The organism is uncultured Oxalicibacterium sp. (assembly GCF_913776015.1).
Taxonomy (GTDB): Bacteria; Pseudomonadota; Gammaproteobacteria; order Burkholderiales; family Burkholderiaceae_D; genus Oxalicibacterium.
Genome location: NZ_CAJYMD010000048.1, coordinates 1 through 20225 on the forward strand (window position 1 = coordinate 1; position 20225 = coordinate 20225).

Genomic DNA, 20225 nt, shown 5'->3' on the forward strand with positions numbered 1-20225 from the left:
TCGATTGGGCGTGATGATAGCCACGTCCGAATTCGGCTTTCAGCGGTGTATTCCCCTTGACCGAACCGCGCGAAAGATGACAGATCCCGACCGATGGTGCAATGACGATCTGTTTCCTCGCATCGAACGCGCGTTGGCACAAATCTTCGTCTTCGTAATACAGGAAAAAGGCTTCGTCGAAATATCCCACATCGCGCATCTGTTGCATGTTGAGTAGCAGAACGGCACCACAGGCAAAACCGACGCAGCATGGTCCTTCGGCAGCAGGCCCGCAAGATAGCCAGCGATTGTGTGGCCAGCGATAACTGACTTCTATACCGCCGTTTCGCTTGATCAGATGTGGTGCGATGATGGCGGCATCGGGGAATTCGGCTGCTGCGGCCAGCAATTGATGAAGTGCATCGATTTCAGGAAGACAATCGGGATTCAGTAGAAGAGCGAAGCGGGTCTTCGTCTTTTCGAGCGCACGATTGTTGGCGGCGCCGAAACCCAGGTTGCGTTTGTTGGCGATGATATCGGCATGAGGGAGTGCTGAATGGACAGCCTCAATCGTCCCATCGTTGCTCGCATTATCGACAAAGATGACATGTGGCAGCACGCCTAGCGTCGGCGTCAGCGCCGGAATGCAATGGGCACTGTTGAAGGTAACGACGATGACGGTGATGTCATCAAGAGAAGGCTGCATGTCTTTGCCGAGCCCCTAAGAAGGCGGTGTGTCCGCGCATTGTTTTTCATGTGGGCACCTCGAAAAGCGGCATGCCCATCCCTGATGAATAGTGGCATGCCGCATCGAATCGCTTTACCATGGCGGTTTGCAAGCATTTCGACGTAAAACGCGACTGGTCCGTCCATTCATGCAATTTGCTTTTGCATTATATGGGTGTTTCCTCAGGAAAATGGTGGCGAATGTGCTGGGCAACGAATAAATCTGAAGATCGCAGCGACAGGGAAAAACCGACAACATGAATAGCAACGCACGACTCGCCAGTGAAGACGATCGAGTCATCCTCTGCATGAAATGGGGTACCAAATATGGCCCCGAATACATCAATCGTTTATACGGCATGGTGCGTCGCAATTTGCAGGGCGATTTTCGTTTCGTTTGTCTGACCGACGATAGCAGCGGCATCCGTGCCGAGGTGGAGTGCCTGCCGATTCCCGATCTGCGGTTGCCCGATGGCTTGCCTGAGCGCGGCTGGAAAAAACTCACGACATTCGAGGCCGATCTGCATGGCTTGAAGGGAACGGCACTCTTTCTCGATATCGATATCGTCATCACCGATAGCATCGATGTTTTCTTCGAACATCCGGGCGAATTCCTGATCATTCACGATTGGAAGCGCCCATGGCGCGTGACCGGGAATTCTTCCGTTTACCGGTTCCGTCTCGGTGCGCATGCCGATGTGCTGGCGCAGTTCCGCGCGACGCAAGCGGAAGCGCGCGCGAATTTCCGTAATGAGCAGGCATTTTTGTCAGACGTGCTGCACAAGCAGGGCAAGCTGGCGTACTGGCCGGCCTCGTGGTGCTGCAGCTATAAGTATCACTGCATTCCGCCGTGGCCGACCAATTACTGGCGCGAGCCGTTTGTGCCGTCAGGAACGAAGATCGTGATCTTTCACGGTGAAGTCAATCCGCCGGATGCACTGGAAGGCCGGCGCAACCGTGCATTCCGCTATGTGCGCAAGGCACCGTGGATTGTGGATTACTGGAAAGAGTGAGAGCGGCAACGAGCAGGGCAGCGCACGTCTTCAACATGAAGGTGGTTTGTCTCCAGCGACGTCTGAAGGGTAAGCGTGCTCAGTTTGCCGGAATGGCAGAATTTCCTGTCCAGCCTGTCGATACATTCAATGGCGTGATGCAGCCAGGGGCTATTTCCACGCGATTGCGTCCCGTGCGTTTCGCCTGATAAAGCGCCGCATCGGCCAGTCCATAGATATCTTCAAAATCGCTGCCTTGTTGTCCCCAACTGACCCCGAAGCTGGCCGATACCTGCAAAGGGATGCTTGCGAAAGGATGGTTCGCGATGGCGCTGCGCGCACCTTCGGCGACGTTCAGCGCTTCTTCCGGCTCCATGTGCGGCAGCAGGATCGTGAATTCCTCCCCGCCTACCCGTCCCACTTCACCGAATTCACCCAGGGTATCGTTGAGTCTGACGACCACTTCCTTCAAAACCGCATCGCCAACGGGATGACCGAACTCGTCATTGATACGCTTGAAAAAATCGATATCCAGCACGACCAGGGCGATAGGCATGTCCTTGAGAAAGTAGGCGGCGCGCTCGAAGATCGCCCCGCGATTCAATACCCCCGTCAGATTGTCGTGCGTCGCCTTGTGTTCAAGTTCGACACTCAATTGATGCAGTCGACTGTTGAGCAAATTGAGTTCGAGCTCGGTGCGATCGCTACGCGCAATCAGCCGTCGCGTTTCGCGCATCAGCCGTTCGTAATTTTTCGATAGCAACTCCAGCGCAACCCTGTATTCAGCGTCGGTGGCATCGTTGCGACAAACCAGCGCATTGGCACTGGCCAATGCGGCGACTTCATCGGCAAACAGGTCGCTGTCTGTCATCAGTTTTTCACCGCGTGGTCGAGAAAGGTGAGATGCACAAAATCTTCCTGCAACTCCTGGCCGAATTCGTAAATGGTGTCGTCTTCTTCATCGTGGTACCAATGCAGCGCGATTGATGTGCCTGCTTCAGCCTTGTCATTGAGCATGCTGAAGAGCGAAAACAGCATCTTGGTGCTGGAACTGTTGAAATAGGCGAGGGCGACATGAAAAGTGATCGTCTGTTCCACGGGCACGCTGTCGAGGTAATCTCGCAGGATGGTGACGATATTGCCCCAGTATGCCGCTGCGTTCTCAGGATAGGCTTCACCACGCAGCGACAGATAATGTTGATCGAAGCGAAAGTCGACTTCGGGAGTACTGGCAGTGGCGGCGATAAAGAGGTTGTCCATTTTTTCTTTGCAAATCATGTTTCTGCGGAGGCGTCTTTTTCAGATCATGGCTTTGAGGCAGAACATCATGGTCGCCTCGTCCATGGGCGCAAGCCTGAATTCGAGGGGAGCACTGGCATCGCGTGCCATGGTAAGCAGACCAAGCCCGGCACCCTTGCTGCTTGTCGGCGTTTCCGCGCGCAGTGCTTCCTTGTATTCTTGCTTGATTTCATCCATGGTTAGCGCCCGCAAATGTTCGAGCTTGATGCGCAGCTCTTCTGCTGCATGCATTTGTACGGGGTTGCCACAATGCAGGTGGTAATGCCCGTTTCTTAACGCTATGCTGACCGAACCATGTCGCATGTCGCCATCGCGCACTTCCGTCTGTGGCGAGTGATCGGCCGAGTAATGCACGATGTTCTGCGCCATTTCAACAAACGACGAGAACAGCTTGCGTCGCACGGATGCCGCTGCGCCGGTTTGCTCGACGCGCGTTTTCACAGCTTCCGCCATGGCAGCGATGATCGGTTGCGAGAAATAACCGACGTAATAAAAGATAACGTCGCGTTGTTCCGCGCATTGGCAAAATTGGTGCAGATCCTGCGGCGAGTGGTTGTGCATCATGGTCATTAGAGGCGGAATCCAAAACACGTCAGATCATCGCGTCGCTGATGCTGACCCTGGTAGTCATGGAGTTCGTGCAGGAGCGAGGCCACCAGTTTCTCCATGCTCAACTGCTTGTGTTGCAAAAGATGATTGCGCAAACGCTGCTTGCCAAAGGCAATATTTTTGGTGCCGCCAATCTGATCAGTCAGGCCATCCGTCGCGCCGAACAGGATGCTGTTTGTTGGTAGCTGTGTAATGGTGTTGCGCCACACCGTATGCTCATCGGTGTCGACATAGCCGATGCCCATGCGCTCGCCGGGAATTGAAACGACTTCCGCTGTGCCGGGCAGAAAATAATGCAAGGGCATGCGCGCGCTGGCGCTGGTCAGGTTACGTGTCGTTTTGTCGAACCAGAAAAAAGTGGCATCCATGCCATCATCCGATTCGGAAAGGCGTCCTCGGGCGGACTGCCCAAGTCGCGCCTTGATCTTGCGGTTGACTTCGGCCATCAGGCGCGCCGGATCGGCGGGGCCGAACTGATGCAAGGCCTGTTGCAGTGCCGATGAGGCGATCACGGTCAGAAATGCGCCGGGCACGCCATGCCCCGTGCAATCGGCCAATGCACCAAACCAGCCGTGCTCAAAGCTTTCGAAGTGATAGAAGTCGCCGCCGACGATATCGCGCGGCTGCCAGGTTAGGCAGGCGTCGGGCAGCATGGCTTTCATTGCCGTATCGGACGTGCTCAACATGGCCTGCTGGATGGTGCTGGCGTAGTCGATACTCTGCATGACCTGATGATTCTTTTCGGTTTGCAGTTCGACCATCTTGCGCATGAGATCCAGGCCCGAGCCGAGGCCCGCGAAGCGCGCGTCATCCACGATCAGGAAACCGTCGGCCAATGTCTTGTCGCCCGATTCCACGGCAAGTTCGGCAAGTTTTTCTACCGATATCTTGCTGTCCACGATCAGCGGTGCCTTGTCCATGAAGGCAATGCAGGTCTTCTTTTCATACAGTTCGCGGTAGTAAGGTTTGGACATCTGCGACATGAAAATATTGCGGCTGATGAGTCCGATTGGGGTCTCGCCTTCGAGTACCGGCAAGCTGATCAAGTCACGGTATTTGGTGAATACTTCGAGCACATGCGCATTCGTCAGGTTCGATGCGATGGTCGGTACCTGCATGGCGAGCCTGGCTGCCTGCATCGTGTGAACGGGGCCGAATGCCGAGAAATCCGAAAGGAAGGCGGACGCTGCTTTCACAAACATGCCTTTGAAAAAAAGGAACGCGGACGGGCGGTTGCCTGCCGGAAAGCATGTTAGCGATGTTGTATGACAGCAATGTGACGCGCCGAACTAATGGCGTGTTCGTGGATAGGGCAGAAAGGAAATGGCCGGGTCAACGAGGTGATCGGGCCGGCACGCAGAACGCGGCGCCTACATCAGGATTACGTCGTACTGTTCCTGATGGTAGAGGTTTTCGACCTGCAGCGAGATCGGTTTGCCGAGGAAGGCGCTCAGCATCGCCAGATGCTGAGATTCCTCTTCGAGAAACATGTCGATCACGACTTGTGACGCGAGAATACGGAATTCGCGCGGGTTGAATTGCTTGGCTTCTCGTGTGAGCTCGCGCAGGATTTCATAGCAGATGGTGCGCGCCGTCTTGACCTGGCCCTTGCCCTGACACGCCGGGCAGGGTTCGCACAGGATGTGTGCGAGCGACTCACGCGTGCGCTTGCGCGTCATTTCCACCAGTCCCAATGCCGAGAAGTTCGACACGGACACCTTGGTACGGTCGCGTGCCAGTGCGCGCTTGAGTTCGCCCAGTACGGCTGCCTTGTGCTCTTCGTTTTCCATGTCGATAAAATCGAGGATTACGATGCCGCCCAGATTGCGCAGCCGCAGTTGGCGCGCAATCGCATGCGAGGCTTCCAGATTGGTCTTGAAGATGGTGTCGTCGAAGTTGCGGCCATTGACGAAGCTGCCCGTATTGACGTCGATGGTCGTCATGGCTTCGGTTTGATCGACGATCAGGTAGCCACCGGACTTGAGATCGACACGGCGACCGAGCGCACGCTGGATTTCTTCTTCCACACCATACAGGTCGAACAGCGGACGCTCGCCGGGATAGTGAGCGAGCTTGGGCAGGATCGACGGCGTGTAAAGTTCGGCAAAGGCAACCAGCTTTTGATAGTTTTCGCGCGAATCGACCTGGATGCGCGGCGTATCTTCATTGACGAAGTCGCGCAATACGCGCTGCGCCAGATCGAGGTCCTGATAGAGCAGGCTCGGTGCCGGCTTGGTCTTGGCCATTTGCGTGATGTTGGACCACGTCTTGCGCAAGTAATCGATATCGCCTTTCAGATCTTCTTCTGAAGCATCTTCTGCCATCGTGCGGATGATGAAGCCGCCCTTTTCGCCCGGCTGCATCAGACCCTGCACCTTGCTGCGCAACTGTTCGCGCTCGGCTTCGTTTTCGATGCGCTGCGAAATGCCGATGTGCGATTCCTGCGGAAGATAGACCAGCATGCGGCCTGCGATTGAAATCTGCGTGGACAAGCGTGCGCCTTTGGTGCCGATCGGGTCCTTGATGACTTGCACGGTGATCGATTGTCCATCGTGCAGCATGCGCTCGATCGGCATTTGCGTCGCTGGCAGGCCATCATTGGGGCGTGCGCTCCAGATGTCGGCCACATGCAGGAAGGCGGCGCGTTCGAGGCCGATATCGATGAACGCCGACTGCATGCCGGGCAAGACGCGCACGACCTTGCCGACATAGATGTTGCCTGCCATGCCGCGCGACAGCGTGCGCTCGACATGCAATTCCTGCACCGCTCCCTGCAAGACGAGGGCGACACGGGTTTCCTGCGGGGTAACGTTGACCAGAATGACTTCGCTCATGGAATCTGCAATCCTGCCTGTTTCAGTAATTGTCCGGTTTCGTACAAGGGCAGTCCCATGATGCCTGAATAACTGCCGGCGATGTCGGTGATGAAGAGGGCGGCTTGCCCCTGAATGCCGTAACCGCCTGCCTTGTCGTAGGGTTCGGCCGTGGCGCAATAATGGCGAATCCGGTCATCCGACAAGGTCGCAAACGTGACATCCGAACGTTGCGTGATCTGGTACGTGCGGTCATCGTGCAAGACCGCAACGTGGGTCAGGACCTGATGCGTGCGCCCGGAAAGTTGCTGCATCATTGCCATCGCTTCTGCCTCGTCTGTCGGTTTGCCGAGGATACGACCATCGATCACAACCGTGGTATCGGCCGCAAGGATAGGGCGTGCAGGTAATTTGCGCCACAGCATCGTCTGGCGTGCGAATTGTGCTTTTTCGAGCGTCACGCGTGCGACATAGTCTTCCGCAGGCTCATTCGGCAGCACGACTTCGCTGACTTCGGGGCCACGTGGTGATTGATCGCGCAGCATCAGTAGCTCGAATTCCACGCCGATCTGACGCAGCAATTCACGACGACGCGGACTTTTCGAGGCGAGATATATCTTGGGGGCGGGAATTTTCATGGATTCACACGCGATGGTAGGGATGGTTTTGCGTGATTGTCCAGGCGCGATACAACTGTTCAGCCAGCATCACGCGCACCATGCCGTGCGGCAGCGTCATGCTCGAAATGCGAACCAGCATATCGGCATTGCGTTTGAATTCGGGGTCGAGTCCATCTGCCCCGCCGATGATGAAAGCCACATCGCGACCATCCTGCTGCCACTGTGTCAGCGACTGCGATAGCTGTACGCTGGTCAGGTCCTTGCCGCGTTCATCGAGTGCGATGATGCGCGCGCCTTTGGGCAGCGCAGCTTCGATGCGCGTGCGCTCCATCGCCATTGCGGTTTCAGCCGTTTTACTGCCGGAGCGTTCGACCGGCTTGATTTCCTTGAGGACGATGCGGCAATCGTGCGGCATGCGTTTCACATACTCGCTGAAGCCACTTTCGATCCACGCCGGCATCTTGTGCCCGACGGCCGCGATGAGCAGCTGCATGGCGCAGCCTTATTCGTCAGCGGTTTTCTTGGTCGTGCGCTTGGCGGCGACCTTTTTTGCCGGAGCCTTCGCTGCCACTTTCTTTGCAGCGACTTTTCTCGCAGGCGCTTTCTTGTAGGCTTCTACGGTTTTGCTGGCAGCGACCTTGACGGTCTTGCCGACGGCTTTGCTTGCTGGTGTCTTGCTGGCGGTTTTCTTTGCAACGGTCTTGCCGGCAACGCTGCTTGCCGATTTGGCTGCAGTCTTGCGTGCAGGTTTTTTCGGTTCATCGTCGAGCGAGGCTTGTGTGACCGCCGGTGCACGTGCTGCGGTTTTCTTCGCTGTCGGCGCGTCTTCAGATGCGGTGATGCGTTTGCCGGTGCGTTTGGCTGCGCCGAATTTGACTTCCTTTTCGCCCCAGATTTCTTCGAGTCGATAGTAGGCGCGGATCGCCGGTTGCATGATGTGGACGACCATGTCGCCCAAGTCGACCAATACCCATTCGCCGGTTTCTTCGCCCTCGATGCTGACGATGTCGCCACCGTTTTGTTTGACCTTGTCGCGCACGGATGCTGCAAGCGCCTTGGTCTGACGATTAGAGGTACCGGAAGCGATGGCAATGCGGTCGAACAGACTGGTCATGTGTTCGGTGCTGAACACTTGAATGTCTTGCGCCTTGACGTCTTCCAGTGCATCGATGACGAGGGCTTGCAGTTTTTTGATATCCATTAGTTTCTGTAAAGATGATGTTGTTCGATATAGTCTAGCACCGCAGGCGGTAGCTGAGAAATCGTGTGTTGCCCGCCCTGCAGGGCTTGGCGTATTTCTGTGGCGGAAATGTCGATGGCAAGATCGTCCGCAATCAGGATATGACCGTGCGCGGTCTGGCGTAATTGGGTTGCCGAAGCAGCACGCAACTGGATTTCGCGCGCCACGTTGGCATCGAGATCGGCCGTGGCAACCGAAAAACCGGGGCGCGATGCTGCTGCAATGTGTGTATACGCAAACAGCTGACGCCAATCATGCCACGTTTGCAGTCCCTGCAATTGATCGCCACCCATCAGGAAGATCAACGTCGCCTCCGCACCGACTTCCGTACGAATATGACGCAAGGTATCCACCGTGTAGGTGGGTTCGGTGCGGTGAATTTCCTGCGTATCGATGACGAAAGGCACGGTCGTGCCGGCAAAGGCGCGTTCCAGCATGGCAATCCGATTCGTCGCCGATGCTTGCAAACCCTTTTTCTGCCAAGGATTGCCGGCGGGGATGATGCGTAGCACATCGGGCTGGAACAACCGGACGAAATAATCGGCCAGTGCGACATGCGCGCGGTGTACGGGGTCGAAGCTACCGCCCAGCAGCAGGATGCAGGGGCGACGCGCGGCCGTGTTGTCAGAGCCAGTCACGATGAATCAGAAAATCGGTGTACAGGCGTGCTTCGGCGCTGCCGGCTTCCGGTTGCCAGTTATAGTGCCAGGTGACTACGGGGGGCATCGACATCAGGATGGATTCCGTACGCCCGCCTGATTGCAGGCCGAATAAGGTGCCGCGATCAAACACCAGATTGAATTCTACATAGCGTCCACGACGATAGGTCTGGAAATCGCGCTCGCGCTCGCCATAGGCGCTCTCCTTGCGGCGTGCCACGATCGGCAGATAGGCCTCGACAAAGGCATCGCCCACGCTGCGCTGCAGCGCGAAGCACTGCTCGAAATCCGGACTGTTCAGATCGTCGAAGAAGATACCGCCGATGCCGCGCGGTTCCTTGCGATGCTTGAGATAGAAATAGTCGTCGCACCATTGCTTGTAGCGTGGATAGAGGTCGTCGCCGAAAGGCTGCACGGCATCGCGGCATGCCTGATGGAAGTGACGTGCATCTTCCTCGAAACCGTAATAAGGCGTCATGTCCATGCCGCCGCCAAACCACCAGATCGGTTCCTGGCCGTCTGCACTCGCAATGAAAAAACGCACGTTCATGTGCGCCGTTGGCGCATAGGGATTGTGCGGATGCAGCACGAGCGACACGCCCATCGCTTCCCATTCGCGGCCGGCGAGTTCGGGTCGGTTGGCGGCTGCCGAAGGCGGCAGATTGCTGCCACGCACATGCGAAAAACCGACACCGCCGCGCTCGAAGACGTTGCCATTTTCGATGATGCGTGAAATGCCACCACCGCCTTCGGGACGCTCCCAGCTATCGTGCAGGAACGGCTTGCCATCGAGCGCTTCGAGCGAGGCAACGATGCGTTGTTGCAGGTCTTGCAGGTATTGCTTGACGTGATCGGTTGGCGACATGATGGTGAGGTGTGATCCCTGGCGAAATACGGCGAAGGAAAGGCCGACGGTATCGAACCGTTGGCAAGGGAGACTGACAGCCGCGACTGCGGGCGGCGGGAAAGCGATGGTTGCCTCCTTCGAATCAGCCGAAGGAGGCGCAGGTATCAGGAACGCTTGAGTGCGCGCCAGCCGATGTCACGGCGGAATTGCATGCCATCGAAATGAATCTGATCGACGGCTTCATAGGCTTTCTTCTGCGCCATCTTGACGCTGTCGCCAAGGCCGACCACGCACAGCACGCGACCACCGCTGGCGGTCAGCTTGCCATCGTTCAAGGTCGTGCCGGCATGAAAGGTCACGCTGTCCGGCGTTTCGGCAGCGATGCCGGTGATGACGTCGCCCTTGCGCGGCGCATCCGGATAACCGGCTGCCGCCATGACGACGCCCAGCGCCGTACGACGATCCCATTCGAGTTCGATGCTATCGAGCGTACCGCTGACTGCGTGCTCCATCACGGTCACGAGATCGGTTTTCAGGCGCGCCATGATTGGTTGCGTTTCCGGATCGCCCATGCGGCAGTTGAATTCCAGCGTCTTCGGATTGCCCTTGTCGTCGATCATCAGACCGGCGTATAGGAAGCCCGTGAACACGATGCCGTCTTTCGCCATGCCTTGCACGGTTGGCAGAATGATTTCGCGCATCACGCGCGCATGCAGCGCTGGCGTCACGATCGGTGCCGGCGAGTAGGCGCCCATGCCGCCGGTGTTCGGACCTGCGTCGTTGTCGAGCAGGCGCTTGTGATCCTGACTGGTTGCCAGCGGCAAGACGTTCTTGCCATCGACCATGACGATGAAGCTGGCTTCTTCGCCAGCGAGAAATTCCTCGATGACCACGCGTGCACCGGCATCACCGAGCTTGTTGTCCGACAGCATCATGTCCACGGCGGCATGTGCTTCTTCCAGCGTCATGGCAACGACCACGCCTTTGCCGGCAGCCAGACCATCGGCCTTGATGACGATGGGTGCGCCTTTTTGATCGATATAGCTGTGTGCGCCGGCCAGATCGGAGAAAGTCTGATATTCGGCAGTCGGAATCGCGTGGCGCTTCATGAACGCCTTGGCGAAATCCTTGGAGCTTTCGAGTTGCGCGGCTTCCTTGGTCGGGCCGAAGATTTTCAAGCCTTCGTTACGGAAGATATTGACGATGCCGGCTGCCAGCGGAACTTCAGGGCCGACCACGGTCAGGCCGATATTTTCCTTTTTGGCGAATTCAGCCAGCGCCTGTGGATCGTTGATCGCTACGTTTTCGAGACGGTCATCCAGAGCGGTACCACCATTGCCGGGCGCCACGAACACTTTTTGGATGCGTTCCGATTGGGCCAGTTTCCAAGCCAAGGCGTGTTCGCGGCCGCCTGAGCCGACTACCAGAATTTTCATGTAATGATCGCTTGAGTAAAGTGCTTGCTAAAAGGGCTTGCGGCGCTTGCAGGGCGGTGTCGTCGCAGGTGAGGGAAATCGGGAAAGCGCTCATTGAACGCTCGATTTTCCCGTCCGCCTCGTGTTCGTTCTTAGTTCTCGATGACGGCGTTGGTGTAGATTTCCTGCACGTCGTCCAGATTTTCAAGTGCATCCAGCAGTTTTTGCATGCGCACCGCATCGTCGCCTTCAAAGACGGTTTCAGTGGCCGGTTTCATGACCACTTCAGCCAGTTCAGCCTTGAAGCCGGCGGCTTCCAGTGCCGTCTTGACGGTCGAGAAATCGTGAGGTGGGCACAGCACTTCGATACCGCCTTCATCATCCGTGACGACGTCTTCGGCACCGGCTTCGAGTGCAGCTTCCATCAGCTTGTCTTCGTCGGTACCCGGGGCGAAGAAAAACTGGCCGCAATGCTTGAATAGGAAGGCAACAGAACCTTCGGTGCCCATATTGCCGCCGAATTTGGAAAAGGCGTGGCGCACTTCCGCCACGGTACGCACGCGGTTATCGGTCATGCAATCGACAATAATGGCGGCGCCGTTGATGCCGTAGCCTTCGTAGCGGATTTCCTCGTAATCGACGCCATCGAGCGTGCCGGTGCCGCGCTGGATGGCGCGCGTGACGTTATCCTTCGGCATGTTGGCATCGGCTGCCTTGTCGACCGCCAGGCGCAGACGTGGATTGGCTTCGGGGTCGCCGCCGCCCATGCGGGCAGCCACGGTGATTTCCTTGATCAGGCGAGTCCAGATCTTGCCGCGTTTTTCGTCTTGACGGCCTTTACGATGCTGAATATTGGCCCATTTGCTATGTCCTGCCATGACGAATTTCTTTCCGGTGTGTTGGCTATAATGAGGCGCGGATTTTAACATATAGGCCGCCCTCGATTACCCTCAGGCGATGCGGCTCGCCCTTTATTTGCGGACTTTCACACCATGCCCAATCCTCTTCTGATCGCCAAAAACCAGGCGCATGAACTGACCTTGCTGCCGGCATTGGCCAATCGCCACGGCTGCATTACCGGCGCGACGGGTACCGGCAAGACGGTGACCTTGCAAACGCTGGCGCAGGCTTTGTCGGATATCGGCGTGCCGGTCTTCATGGCCGACGTGAAGGGCGATTTGTCAGGCATCGCCAAGCCGGGCATGAGTGCCGGCAAGGTCAAGGAGCGTTTTGCGACGCTGGGTTTGCCTGAGCCGGCATGGGCCGGTGCACCGGTTGCATTCTGGGATGTGTATGGCGAAAAAGGCCATCCGGTACGCGCCACGATTTCCGATCTTGGTCCGCTGTTGCTGGCGCGCATGCTCAACCTCAACGATACCCAACAGGGCGTGCTGCAACTGGTGTTCAAGATCGCCGACGATCAGGGGTTGTTGCTGCTCGATAGCAAGGATTTGCGTGCGATGCTGCAGCATGTGGGCGATAATGCGGCTACTTTTCAGACCGAATACGGCAATATTTCGGCCGCCAGTATCGGTGCCATCCAGCGCGGTCTGATCGGCATCGAGGAGCAGGGTGGCGATCGCTTCTTCGGCGAACCCATGCTCAACATCGAGGATTTGCTGCAAACCGATGCCAATGGCAAGGGCGTCGTCAATATCCTGACGGCGGACAAACTCATGAACGCGCCGCGCCTGTATTCGACCTTCCTGCTATGGATGCTGTCCGAACTGTTCGAGCACCTGCCTGAGGTGGGCGATCTGGACAAGCCGAAGCTGGTTTTCTTCTTCGACGAAGCACATCTGCTGTTTGCCGAAGCACCCAAGCCGCTGCTGCAAAAGATCGAGCAGGTGGTACGCCTGATCCGCTCGAAAGGCGTTGGCGTGTATTTCGTCACGCAGAATCCGCTCGATATTCCGGATACCGTGCTCGGCCAGCTGGGCAACCGTGTGCAGCATGCCTTGCGTGCCTACACGCCACGTGACCAAAAAGCCGTGCAGGCAGCGGCACAGACTTTCCGTCCCAATCCTGAACTCGATACTGCACAGGCGATTACCGAACTGGGCGTTGGCGAAGCGCTGGTCTCCTTCCTGGATGAAAAAGGTCGCCCGGCCGTGGTCGAGCGTGCGTTCGTATTGCCGCCGGCGTCACAGATCGGCCCGCTGACAGATGTCGAGCGCAGTGCGCTTATCGCGCAATCGCTGGTGGCCGGTATCTATGAAAAAGCCGTCGATCGCGAATCGGCTTACGAAAAACTCAAGGGACGGACGGCGGCGCAAGCCAAGCAGGCCGAAGACGTCACGCAGGAAGAGGCCGAGCAGAGCGGCGGCTTTGCCGATGTATTGGGCGGCATCTTTGGCGGTGGCAGCAACACTGGGAATGGCAAGGGCACCCGCGGCAAGACGGCAGCACGGCGTACCGATACCGTTGTTGAAGCCATGATCAAATCGACCGTACGCACCATGGGTTCAACGGTAGGCCGCGAAATCGTGCGCGGCATTCTCGGTTCCATCCTCAAGAAGAAATGACGATGTCCGCAGGTGGGGTGTGCATGTCGCTATCGGGCGTTCTTGCCTGATCGATCAAATATTGCATTAGCCAGCGCCCCGCCGGTCCCGGCGCATCGTCGCTGCGGTGGATGAGATTCAATGCGTAGGCGATGCTCTGCATGTGGGCAAGGTTCAGTTCCACGAGCCGGCCCTGTTCCAGATCGGCACGTACCATGTGTTCCGGCATCGAGCCCCAACCCAGCCCATTCAACAGCAGCATGTGCTTGGCACCGAGATCGCCAAGTCGCCAGTCGCGCACGGCAATGACGTTGAAATTTTGCCCGCTCGTCAATTGACTGCGGTCGGTTAGCACCAGTTGGGTATGGTCACGCGCTGCTTCGATCGGTACCACGCCTTCGTGCAGGGCCAGCGGATGCGTGGGCGCTGCCACCGGAATCATGCTGACATGGCCGAGTTGCTGATGCTGGTAACCGTCCGGGTAATCCAGCATCGGGCCCGTAATGCCGATCTGGCAGATGCGCTCGCTGACCAGATGCTTGACGGCACCCAGTGCTTCAATCCGCAGTCGCAGGCCGACCGTGGGAAATTGTTCTTGAAATGCCTTGAGTGCCGTGACCAGTGCGCAATTGGGAAACATGACATCCACAGCAATCGACACTTCTGCCTCCAGCCCCAGCGATAGCATCTTGGCGCGCGTTTGCATTGCATCGACCTTGGACCCGACGATGCGCGCATCCGCCAGCAAGGCCTTGCCCGCTTCGGTCAGACTGGGCTTGCGCTTGCTGCGGTCGAACAGGGCGACGTTCAGTTGCGCTTCCAGATTGGCAATGGTGTAACTGACGACGGATTGCGTGCGGTGCAATTCTTCCGCCGCACGTGAAAAACTGCCGCAATCGATGACGGCGACAAACACGCGCAATTGATCCAGTGTGGGCTGGCCAGGATCTCTCATATTTATTATCGAAAATATCGATTAAATAAAGTTAAATAATGTGGGTTTTGTAGATAGTAGTCTTGTTCTACGATGCTTTCAACGACACGCGGCAAACCAGCCGACGTGTTTTTCAAATGAATTGCCTGCCCGATCAGGCCTGAAAAGAAAGCGAGAACCCATCATGACCAAGATTCTTCTTATTAACAGCAGCGTGCGCCAAAACGATTCCGTCTCCCGCAAAGTGACCGCCGAATTCGTTCAGAAATGGCAGGCGCGTGAACCTGGCGTAGTAGTGACCGAACGCGATGTTGCTGCACAACCGCTGCCGCACCTGACTGAGCAGACGCTCGGCGCCTTCTTCACGCCAGCCGAACAACGCACGCCAGAACAGGCCGACATCGCCAAGCTGTCGGAAACGCTGGTGCAGGAATTGTTCGATGCCGATGTGATCGTGATCGGTGCGCCGATGTACAACTTTTCGATCACCTCCGGCCTCAAAGCATGGATCGATCACGTGGCGCGTGCCGGCGTGACATTCAAATACGGCGAGTCCGGCCCGGTCGGCCTGTTGCAGGGCAAGAAAGTCTATGTCTTCACGGCGGCCGGCGGCGTCTACAGTGCCGGTCCTGCGCAATCGATGGATTTCCTCGGCACGTATTTGCGTACCGTGCTGGGCTTCATCGGCCTGACGGATATCACGTTCGTGTCGAGCGAAGGGCTGGCAATGGGCGAGGTTGGTGTGGAAAAGGCGCTGACGCAAACCAGTGCAACCATCAACGAATTGCTCGCAGCCTGATATCCTTCGTCTTTCGGGAAAAAACGCAGCCGCTACCGACGGTCGGTGTCGGCTGCTTTTTCCGTTGATTGAAGTACATCGTCCATGAATACAAGTCTTCCCGCTGCCGACACGGCTGCCGTTTCCGATTCCGCTCTCGATTATGTTGCCTCGTGCGATCTGCCGACGCCGTGGGCGACATTTCGCCTGCATGCGTTCGTCGAACCGGCCAGCGGTAAGGAACATGTTGCGCTCACGCTGGGCGATGTGGGAGATGGCAAACCGGTGCTGTCGCGCATTCACTCCGAGTGCCTGACCGGCGATGGCCTGTTCAGCCTGCGTTGCGATTGCGGCCCACAACTCGAAGCGGCCTTGCGCATGATTGCCGAAGATGGGCGTGGTGCCTTGTTCTATCTGCGTCAGGAAGGGCGCGGCATCGGCCTCGTCAACAAGATTCGTGCTTACCAGTTGCAGGATGCCGGCGCAGATACGGTGGAAGCCAACGAACAACTGGGATTCAAGGCCGACCAGCGCAATTACCGGCTGTGCCTGCCGATGCTGCAGCACTTGCAGATCAGCAGCTTGCGCCTGATGACCAACAATCCGCGCAAGATTGCGGCGATGGAGCAGATCGGTATGCAGATTGCCGAGCGTGTGCCGTTGGTCATCACACGCAATCCTTTCAACGAACGTTACCTGACGACGAAGGCCGTCAAGCTCGGTCATCTGTTCTGACGCGCAGAACTTTCATCTCTTGCCGTCTTTCTTGCAGTTTTCTTCACGCGACGTTTTTGTGAAGTGGCTACAATCCTTGCATGTCCTCTCCTTCCGCTCTTCCCGATGAAGCTGGCGCCGCTCGCAAGGCGCTGCTGTTCGGACTGAGTATCGCGATCATTGGCGCGATCTTGTTTTCCGCCAAGGCGATCGTCGCCAAACTCATCTATCGTTATCACGTCGATCCGGTCACGCTGATCGCGTTTCGAATGCTGTTTTCCCTGCCGTTCTTCATCGCCATCGCGGTCTGGCAGGCACGCAAGGCCGTGCCACTGAGCGGCAAGGAAAAAGGCCAGATCGTGGTGCTTGGCATATTGGGTTACTACCTGTCGAGTTTTCTCGATTTTCTTGGATTGCAATACATTTCGGTCGGGTTAGAGCGCCTCATTCTCTTCCTCACGCCATCCTTCGTGCTGCTGCTGTCGATTTTCCTGATGAAGCGGCGCATTGCCTGGATCGAATGGGCAGCGCTGGGGATTTCATATCTCGGTACGATCCTGGTTTTCATGCACGATGTGCGGCTCGGCGGCAGCAATGTTGTGCTGGGCAGCCTTCTGGTGCTGGGAAGCGCGGTGTCGTATGCGATCTATCTGCTTGGTTCCGGTGAACTGGTCAAACGTGTCGGCTCGTTGCGTCTGGTGGCGTATGCCATGTGCGTGGCCAGTGCCGCGTGCATCCTGCAATTCTTTTTGTTGAGGCCGGTTTCCTTTCTCCTCCAGCCGCAGGCGGTTTATGGCCTTTCCATTGTGAATGCCGTGTTCTGTACCGTGTTGCCAGTGTTCCTGACGATGATTGCCGTGCAGCGCATTGGCGCTGCCAGTGCCTCGCAGGCTGGCATGATCGGCCCGGTTTCCACGCTGTTTCTCGGAGCGGCAATTCTGGACGAGCCGATCACCGGCATCCAGCTCGGCGGCACGGCACTCGTGCTGTGCGGCATTTATTTATTGACGCGAAAGAAGGCGGCTTGAATGGATTTGGGCATACGCGGTAAATCGGCATTGGTTTGCGGTGCGAGCCGCGGTCTTGGCTTCGGCTGTGCCGAAGCGCTTGCTGCCGAGGGTGTGCATCTGACCATTGTGGCGCGCAACGCGGCAGTGCTGGAACAGGCCGCCGCGACTTTGCGTACCGCATACGCCGTGACAATCACCCCGGTTGTGGCAGATATCACGATGCCCGAAGGGCGCGCTCAGGTGTTGGCTGCATGCCCGCAACCCGATATCCTCATCACCAATGCAGGTGGCCCGCCGGCTGGTGATTTTCGTGAGTGGTCGCGCGATGACTGGATTGCCGCGCTCGACGCCAACATGCTCACCCCCATCGAACTGATCAAGGCGACGGTAGATGGCATGATGGCGCGTGGCTTCGGGCGTATCGTCAACATCACCTCGAATTCGGTCAAGGCGCCGATTGACAGCCTTGGATTGTCGAATGGCGCACGCGCCGGATTGACGGGCTTTGTTGCCGGCCTTGCGCGCAAGACGGTGGCGCAAGGTGTCACGATCAACAATCTCTTGCCCGGTGCATTCGATACGGATCGCCTGACGGCGATTTTTAATGCTGCGGCACAGGGCAGTGATCGCAGCGCCGCAGACATTCGCGAACGCCGGCGCATGGCGATTCCGGCGTGCCGTTTCGGCACGCGTCAGGAGTTCGGTGCGGCATGCGCATTTTTATGCAGCGCGCATGCAGGGTACATTACAGGGCAGAACATACTGCTCGATGGTGGCGCTTATCCCGGCACGTATTGAACGGTGCCGCGGATTTGCGTTCTACGCTGAGCGAGGTGGCACGCCTCGTCAATCAAGGAGAGAGACAGCATGACGCAAGCGATCAGGATGCACCGGGTCGGTGGCCCGGAGGTGATGGAGTACGAAGATGTGGTGCTGACTGCGCCGGCGCCGGGCGAGGCGCGTATCCGCCAGATGGCCTGCGGACTCAATTACATCGATGTGTATTACCGCACCGGCCAGTACCCGCAGCCCTTGCCCGGCGGAATCGGTATGGAAGGCGCAGGTGTGGTCGAAGCGCTCGGTGAGGGCGTGACGCATCTTCAGGTCGGCGATCGTGTGGCTTATGCGGGCGGGCAGCCAGGAGCGTATGCTTCGGCGCGCGTCCTGCCGGCCAATGTTCTCGTCAAGCTGCCGCGTTCGATCGAATTCGATACGGCAGCCGCGATGATGCTGCAGGGTTTGACCGTACAGTACCTGTTCCGCCGCACCTTCCGTTTGCAAGGTGGTGAAACCATCCTGTTTCATGCCGCGGCCGGTGGTGTCGGCCTGATCGCCTGCCAATGGGCGCGTGCCTTGGGCGTGACCATGATCGGCACGGTCAGCTCTGACGAAAAGGCAGAATTGGCCAAGGCGCATGGCTGCACACACACCATCAACTACAAAAAGGAAAATTTCGTCGAACGCGTGCGCGAACTGACGAATGGCGCCGGGGTGCCGGTGGTTTACGATTCTGTTGGCAAGGAAACGTTTACGGATTCGCTGGATTGCCTGTCACCATTGGGCATGATGGTGAGCTATGGCGCGGCTTCGGGGCCGGTGCCGGCATTTGAGTTGAAGGAACTTGTTTCGCGCGGTTCCTTGTTTATCACACGCCCTTCCTTGTTTCACTACACGGCTAAGCGAGAAGAGCTGGAAATCATGGCAGCCGAATTGTTTGGCATGGTGGAAGGCGGCAAGCTGAAGATCGGCATTCATCAACGCTACGAGTTGTCCAATGCCGCACAGGCGCACCGCGATCTGGAGTCCCGCCAGACAACGGGTTCCTCCATCCTGATTCCTTGAGGTGGCTATGGCGATTGAAGGCGAGACTGCGCGCGAAGCTAATCGAGCGGATCAGGTTGACGAACACACGGCAGACGAGAATGGCACACCCAAGTTCGGTCGTTTGTTGCTCGTGTTGGCGGCTAGTCTATTGATTGTGGTGGCGCTCACCTTCGGTTCGCTGGCCTATTACACCTGATTGTTTCCTGTCTTGCATATGAAAAAGCGACCTGTCTGGTCGCTTTTTGTTTTTGTAATGCACGGTGTTTTGGGAGTAAATGCTTTTCCCCCGTATTGCTTACGATTTACGAAGCAAGCCTTGGAGAATCTGCCGACATCTTGCTGCCTTGGGTTTCGTCTACGATCAGATCCCCTTACTTCGCGGCGGGCGTGTTGGGTACAGGTTGAGGCTGCTCCTTGATCTCTAGCTTCACACGGCGCGGAATGCCACTACGACCGGGAAAATCCTCGAATGCGCTTTTGACCATATAAGGCATGGCAAACGCTAGCGAGCCATTGCCGCCATCACTATCCACCGTTACGTCATACAGCTTTTTGCCATCGCGCACCTGCGTGATTTGTACATTCAACTGGCGTTTGAAGACTTCGTATTGTGCTTCCCTGTAGTAAACCGATGGTGGGCCGTACCAGAACGGATCGTAGAACGGGCCGTAGTATCCGCGCCAACGTGGTCCGTAGTATGGAGGCCCGTAGTAGGGCCAATAAGGATCGGCGACCGGTTCGACGACACGTACATCACGTGCATCGATCTTGTAGCTCAATGCCACCTTCAGAATGGCAGACTTGGGATTTTGTGCTTCAACGAATCCCAGGCGAGTTAGCTCGGTCCGTACCAGGTTTTCATAATTGCGGCGTTCGAGATTGTTTTCCTGCCCCGGCTTGTTGTCGAATACATAGACTTTGTTCGGCATATCCGCCGGCCAGTCGTGGAAAGCGATCACGTCGCTGCGCACAAACGAGGCGCAACCGCTTAGAAGCAGCGTGGAAAGAGCAACAATCATCAAAAAAGTGCGACGCATTTTCTTATTCTCCTGAAACGATGCTTACAGGATAGCGTCTTTCCTGCAAACAGCCGTTACAAGTTGTAACTTGCCATTCGCTTTGCATAAAAAAACGTTATTGATGTGCGAATCGCGCTTTCCTGACACGTTTCCTCAAGCCCGCTTACCGTAACTGGAGCGGCTTTTCCCGATAATTTTTGCCAGACCCTATTTGCCGAGCAGGATTGGTAAAATGGCATTTTG

At 57.0% G+C, this 20225-nt stretch carries 23 protein-coding genes; 8 read left to right on the plus strand and 15 right to left on the minus strand.

Translation table 11 applies throughout. The features are described from left to right. On the minus strand, positions 1-685 hold a 685-nt coding region (locus QZ725_RS07870), incomplete at its 3' end, for a glycosyltransferase family 2 protein (RefSeq protein ID WP_293778212.1). Between the two features lie 277 nt (positions 686-962). On the opposite strand from QZ725_RS07870, the gene QZ725_RS07875 reads away from it, so the two are divergent. Continuing rightward, complete coding sequence (locus tag QZ725_RS07875) at positions 963-1718, plus strand: glycosyltransferase (protein WP_293778215.1); 756 nt, start codon at positions 963-965, stop codon at positions 1716-1718. A 79-nt stretch (positions 1719-1797) separates the two neighbouring features. Here QZ725_RS07875 and QZ725_RS07880 read toward each other — a convergent pair whose 3' ends face one another. The 12 genes from QZ725_RS07880 to QZ725_RS07935 all read right to left on the minus strand — a co-directional run bounded on the left by QZ725_RS07880 (position 1798) and on the right by QZ725_RS07935 (position 12077). Further along, complete coding sequence (locus QZ725_RS07880; protein WP_293778217.1) at positions 1798-2568, minus strand: GGDEF domain-containing protein; 771 nt, start codon at positions 2566-2568, stop codon at positions 1798-1800. Next, positions 2568-2957, minus strand: coding sequence for a DUF1987 domain-containing protein (locus QZ725_RS07885; protein ID WP_293778219.1), 390 nt, complete (start codon positions 2955-2957; stop codon positions 2568-2570). The genes QZ725_RS07880 and QZ725_RS07885 overlap by 1 nt, the downstream gene beginning before the upstream one ends. 39 nt (positions 2958-2996) lie before the next feature. Beyond that, positions 2997-3557 carry a SiaB family protein kinase gene (locus QZ725_RS07890; protein WP_293778270.1) on the minus strand — a complete coding sequence of 187 codons (561 nt, stop codon included), beginning with the start codon at positions 3555-3557 and terminating at the stop codon, positions 2997-2999. An 8-nt stretch (positions 3558-3565) separates the two neighbouring features. Further along, positions 3566-4744, minus strand: a complete 1179-nt coding sequence (locus tag QZ725_RS07895) for a SpoIIE family protein phosphatase (protein ID WP_293778272.1) — start codon at positions 4742-4744, stop codon at positions 3566-3568. Positions 4745-4975: 231 nt separating this feature from the next. Next, positions 4976-6439 (minus strand): ribonuclease G, encoded by a 1464-nt coding sequence (rng, locus tag QZ725_RS07900; protein WP_293778222.1) that lies wholly within the window; start codon positions 6437-6439, stop codon positions 4976-4978. Further along, on the minus strand, positions 6436-7056 hold the full coding sequence (locus QZ725_RS07905; protein WP_293778225.1) for a Maf family protein: 621 nt from the start codon (positions 7054-7056) through the stop codon (positions 6436-6438). Before QZ725_RS07905 ends, rng begins: the two co-directional genes overlap by 4 nt. A 4-nt stretch (positions 7057-7060) precedes the next feature. Continuing rightward, positions 7061-7531, minus strand: coding sequence for a 23S rRNA (pseudouridine(1915)-N(3))-methyltransferase RlmH (gene rlmH / locus QZ725_RS07910; protein ID WP_293778228.1), 471 nt, complete (start codon positions 7529-7531; stop codon positions 7061-7063). Positions 7532-7540: 9 nt separating this feature from the next. Then, positions 7541-8239, minus strand: coding sequence for a ribosome silencing factor (gene rsfS, locus QZ725_RS07915; RefSeq protein ID WP_293778231.1), 699 nt, complete (start codon positions 8237-8239; stop codon positions 7541-7543). After that, positions 8239-8916: a nicotinate-nucleotide adenylyltransferase gene (locus QZ725_RS07920; RefSeq protein WP_293778234.1), complete on the minus strand. Its 678-nt coding sequence runs from the start codon at positions 8914-8916 to the stop codon at positions 8239-8241. The genes rsfS and QZ725_RS07920 overlap by 1 nt, the downstream gene beginning before the upstream one ends. Then, positions 8903-9802, minus strand: coding sequence for an oxygen-dependent coproporphyrinogen oxidase (gene hemF, locus QZ725_RS07925; RefSeq protein WP_293778237.1), 900 nt, complete (start codon positions 9800-9802; stop codon positions 8903-8905). Before hemF ends, QZ725_RS07920 begins: the two co-directional genes overlap by 14 nt. Positions 9803-9948: 146 nt before the next feature. After that, on the minus strand, positions 9949-11220 hold the full coding sequence (gene purD, locus QZ725_RS07930) for a phosphoribosylamine--glycine ligase (protein WP_293778239.1): 1272 nt from the start codon (positions 11218-11220) through the stop codon (positions 9949-9951). A 131-nt stretch (positions 11221-11351) separates the two neighbouring features. After that, positions 11352-12077 (minus strand): YebC/PmpR family DNA-binding transcriptional regulator, encoded by a 726-nt coding sequence (locus QZ725_RS07935; RefSeq protein ID WP_293778241.1) that lies wholly within the window; start codon positions 12075-12077, stop codon positions 11352-11354. Positions 12078-12191: 114 nt separating this feature from the next. Here QZ725_RS07935 and QZ725_RS07940 point away from each other — a divergent pair, with 114 nt between their 5' ends. Then, positions 12192-13724, plus strand: a complete 1533-nt coding sequence (locus tag QZ725_RS07940; protein WP_293778243.1) for a helicase HerA-like C-terminal domain-containing protein — start codon at positions 12192-12194, stop codon at positions 13722-13724. Here the strand turns inward: QZ725_RS07940 and QZ725_RS07945 are convergent. Beyond that, the gene (locus tag QZ725_RS07945) at positions 13711-14658 is read right to left on the minus strand and encodes a LysR family transcriptional regulator (RefSeq protein ID WP_293778245.1); all 948 of its coding nucleotides are present in this window, start codon (positions 14656-14658) and stop codon (positions 13711-13713) included. The two genes, QZ725_RS07940 and QZ725_RS07945, sit on opposite strands and share 14 nt — an antisense overlap. Before the next feature lie 163 nt (positions 14659-14821). Here QZ725_RS07945 and QZ725_RS07950 point away from each other — a divergent pair, with 163 nt between their 5' ends. From QZ725_RS07950 to QZ725_RS07975, 6 genes are all read left to right on the plus strand, one after another. After that, positions 14822-15436 carry an FMN-dependent NADH-azoreductase gene (locus tag QZ725_RS07950; RefSeq protein WP_293778247.1) on the plus strand — a complete coding sequence of 205 codons (615 nt, stop codon included), beginning with the start codon at positions 14822-14824 and terminating at the stop codon, positions 15434-15436. Between the two features lie 84 nt (positions 15437-15520). Further along, complete coding sequence (gene ribA / locus QZ725_RS07955; protein WP_293778249.1) at positions 15521-16150, plus strand: GTP cyclohydrolase II; 630 nt, start codon at positions 15521-15523, stop codon at positions 16148-16150. Positions 16151-16230: 80 nt separating this feature from the next. Further along, complete coding sequence (locus QZ725_RS07960; RefSeq protein WP_293778251.1) at positions 16231-17157, plus strand: DMT family transporter; 927 nt, start codon at positions 16231-16233, stop codon at positions 17155-17157. Continuing rightward, entirely contained in the window at positions 17158-17937 is a 780-nt protein-coding gene (locus QZ725_RS07965; RefSeq protein WP_293778254.1) for an SDR family oxidoreductase, read from the plus strand. Positions 17938-18006: 69 nt separating this feature from the next. After that, positions 18007-18981, plus strand: coding sequence for a quinone oxidoreductase (locus QZ725_RS07970; RefSeq protein WP_293778257.1), 975 nt, complete (start codon positions 18007-18009; stop codon positions 18979-18981). A 7-nt stretch (positions 18982-18988) separates the two neighbouring features. Next, entirely contained in the window at positions 18989-19159 is a 171-nt protein-coding gene (locus tag QZ725_RS07975) for a hypothetical protein (protein WP_293778260.1), read from the plus strand. 175 nt (positions 19160-19334) lie between these two features. Here QZ725_RS07975 and QZ725_RS07980 read toward each other — a convergent pair whose 3' ends face one another. Beyond that, positions 19335-20000, minus strand: a complete 666-nt coding sequence (locus QZ725_RS07980) for a DUF4136 domain-containing protein (RefSeq protein ID WP_293778262.1) — start codon at positions 19998-20000, stop codon at positions 19335-19337. Between the last annotated feature and the right edge of the window lie 225 nt (positions 20001-20225).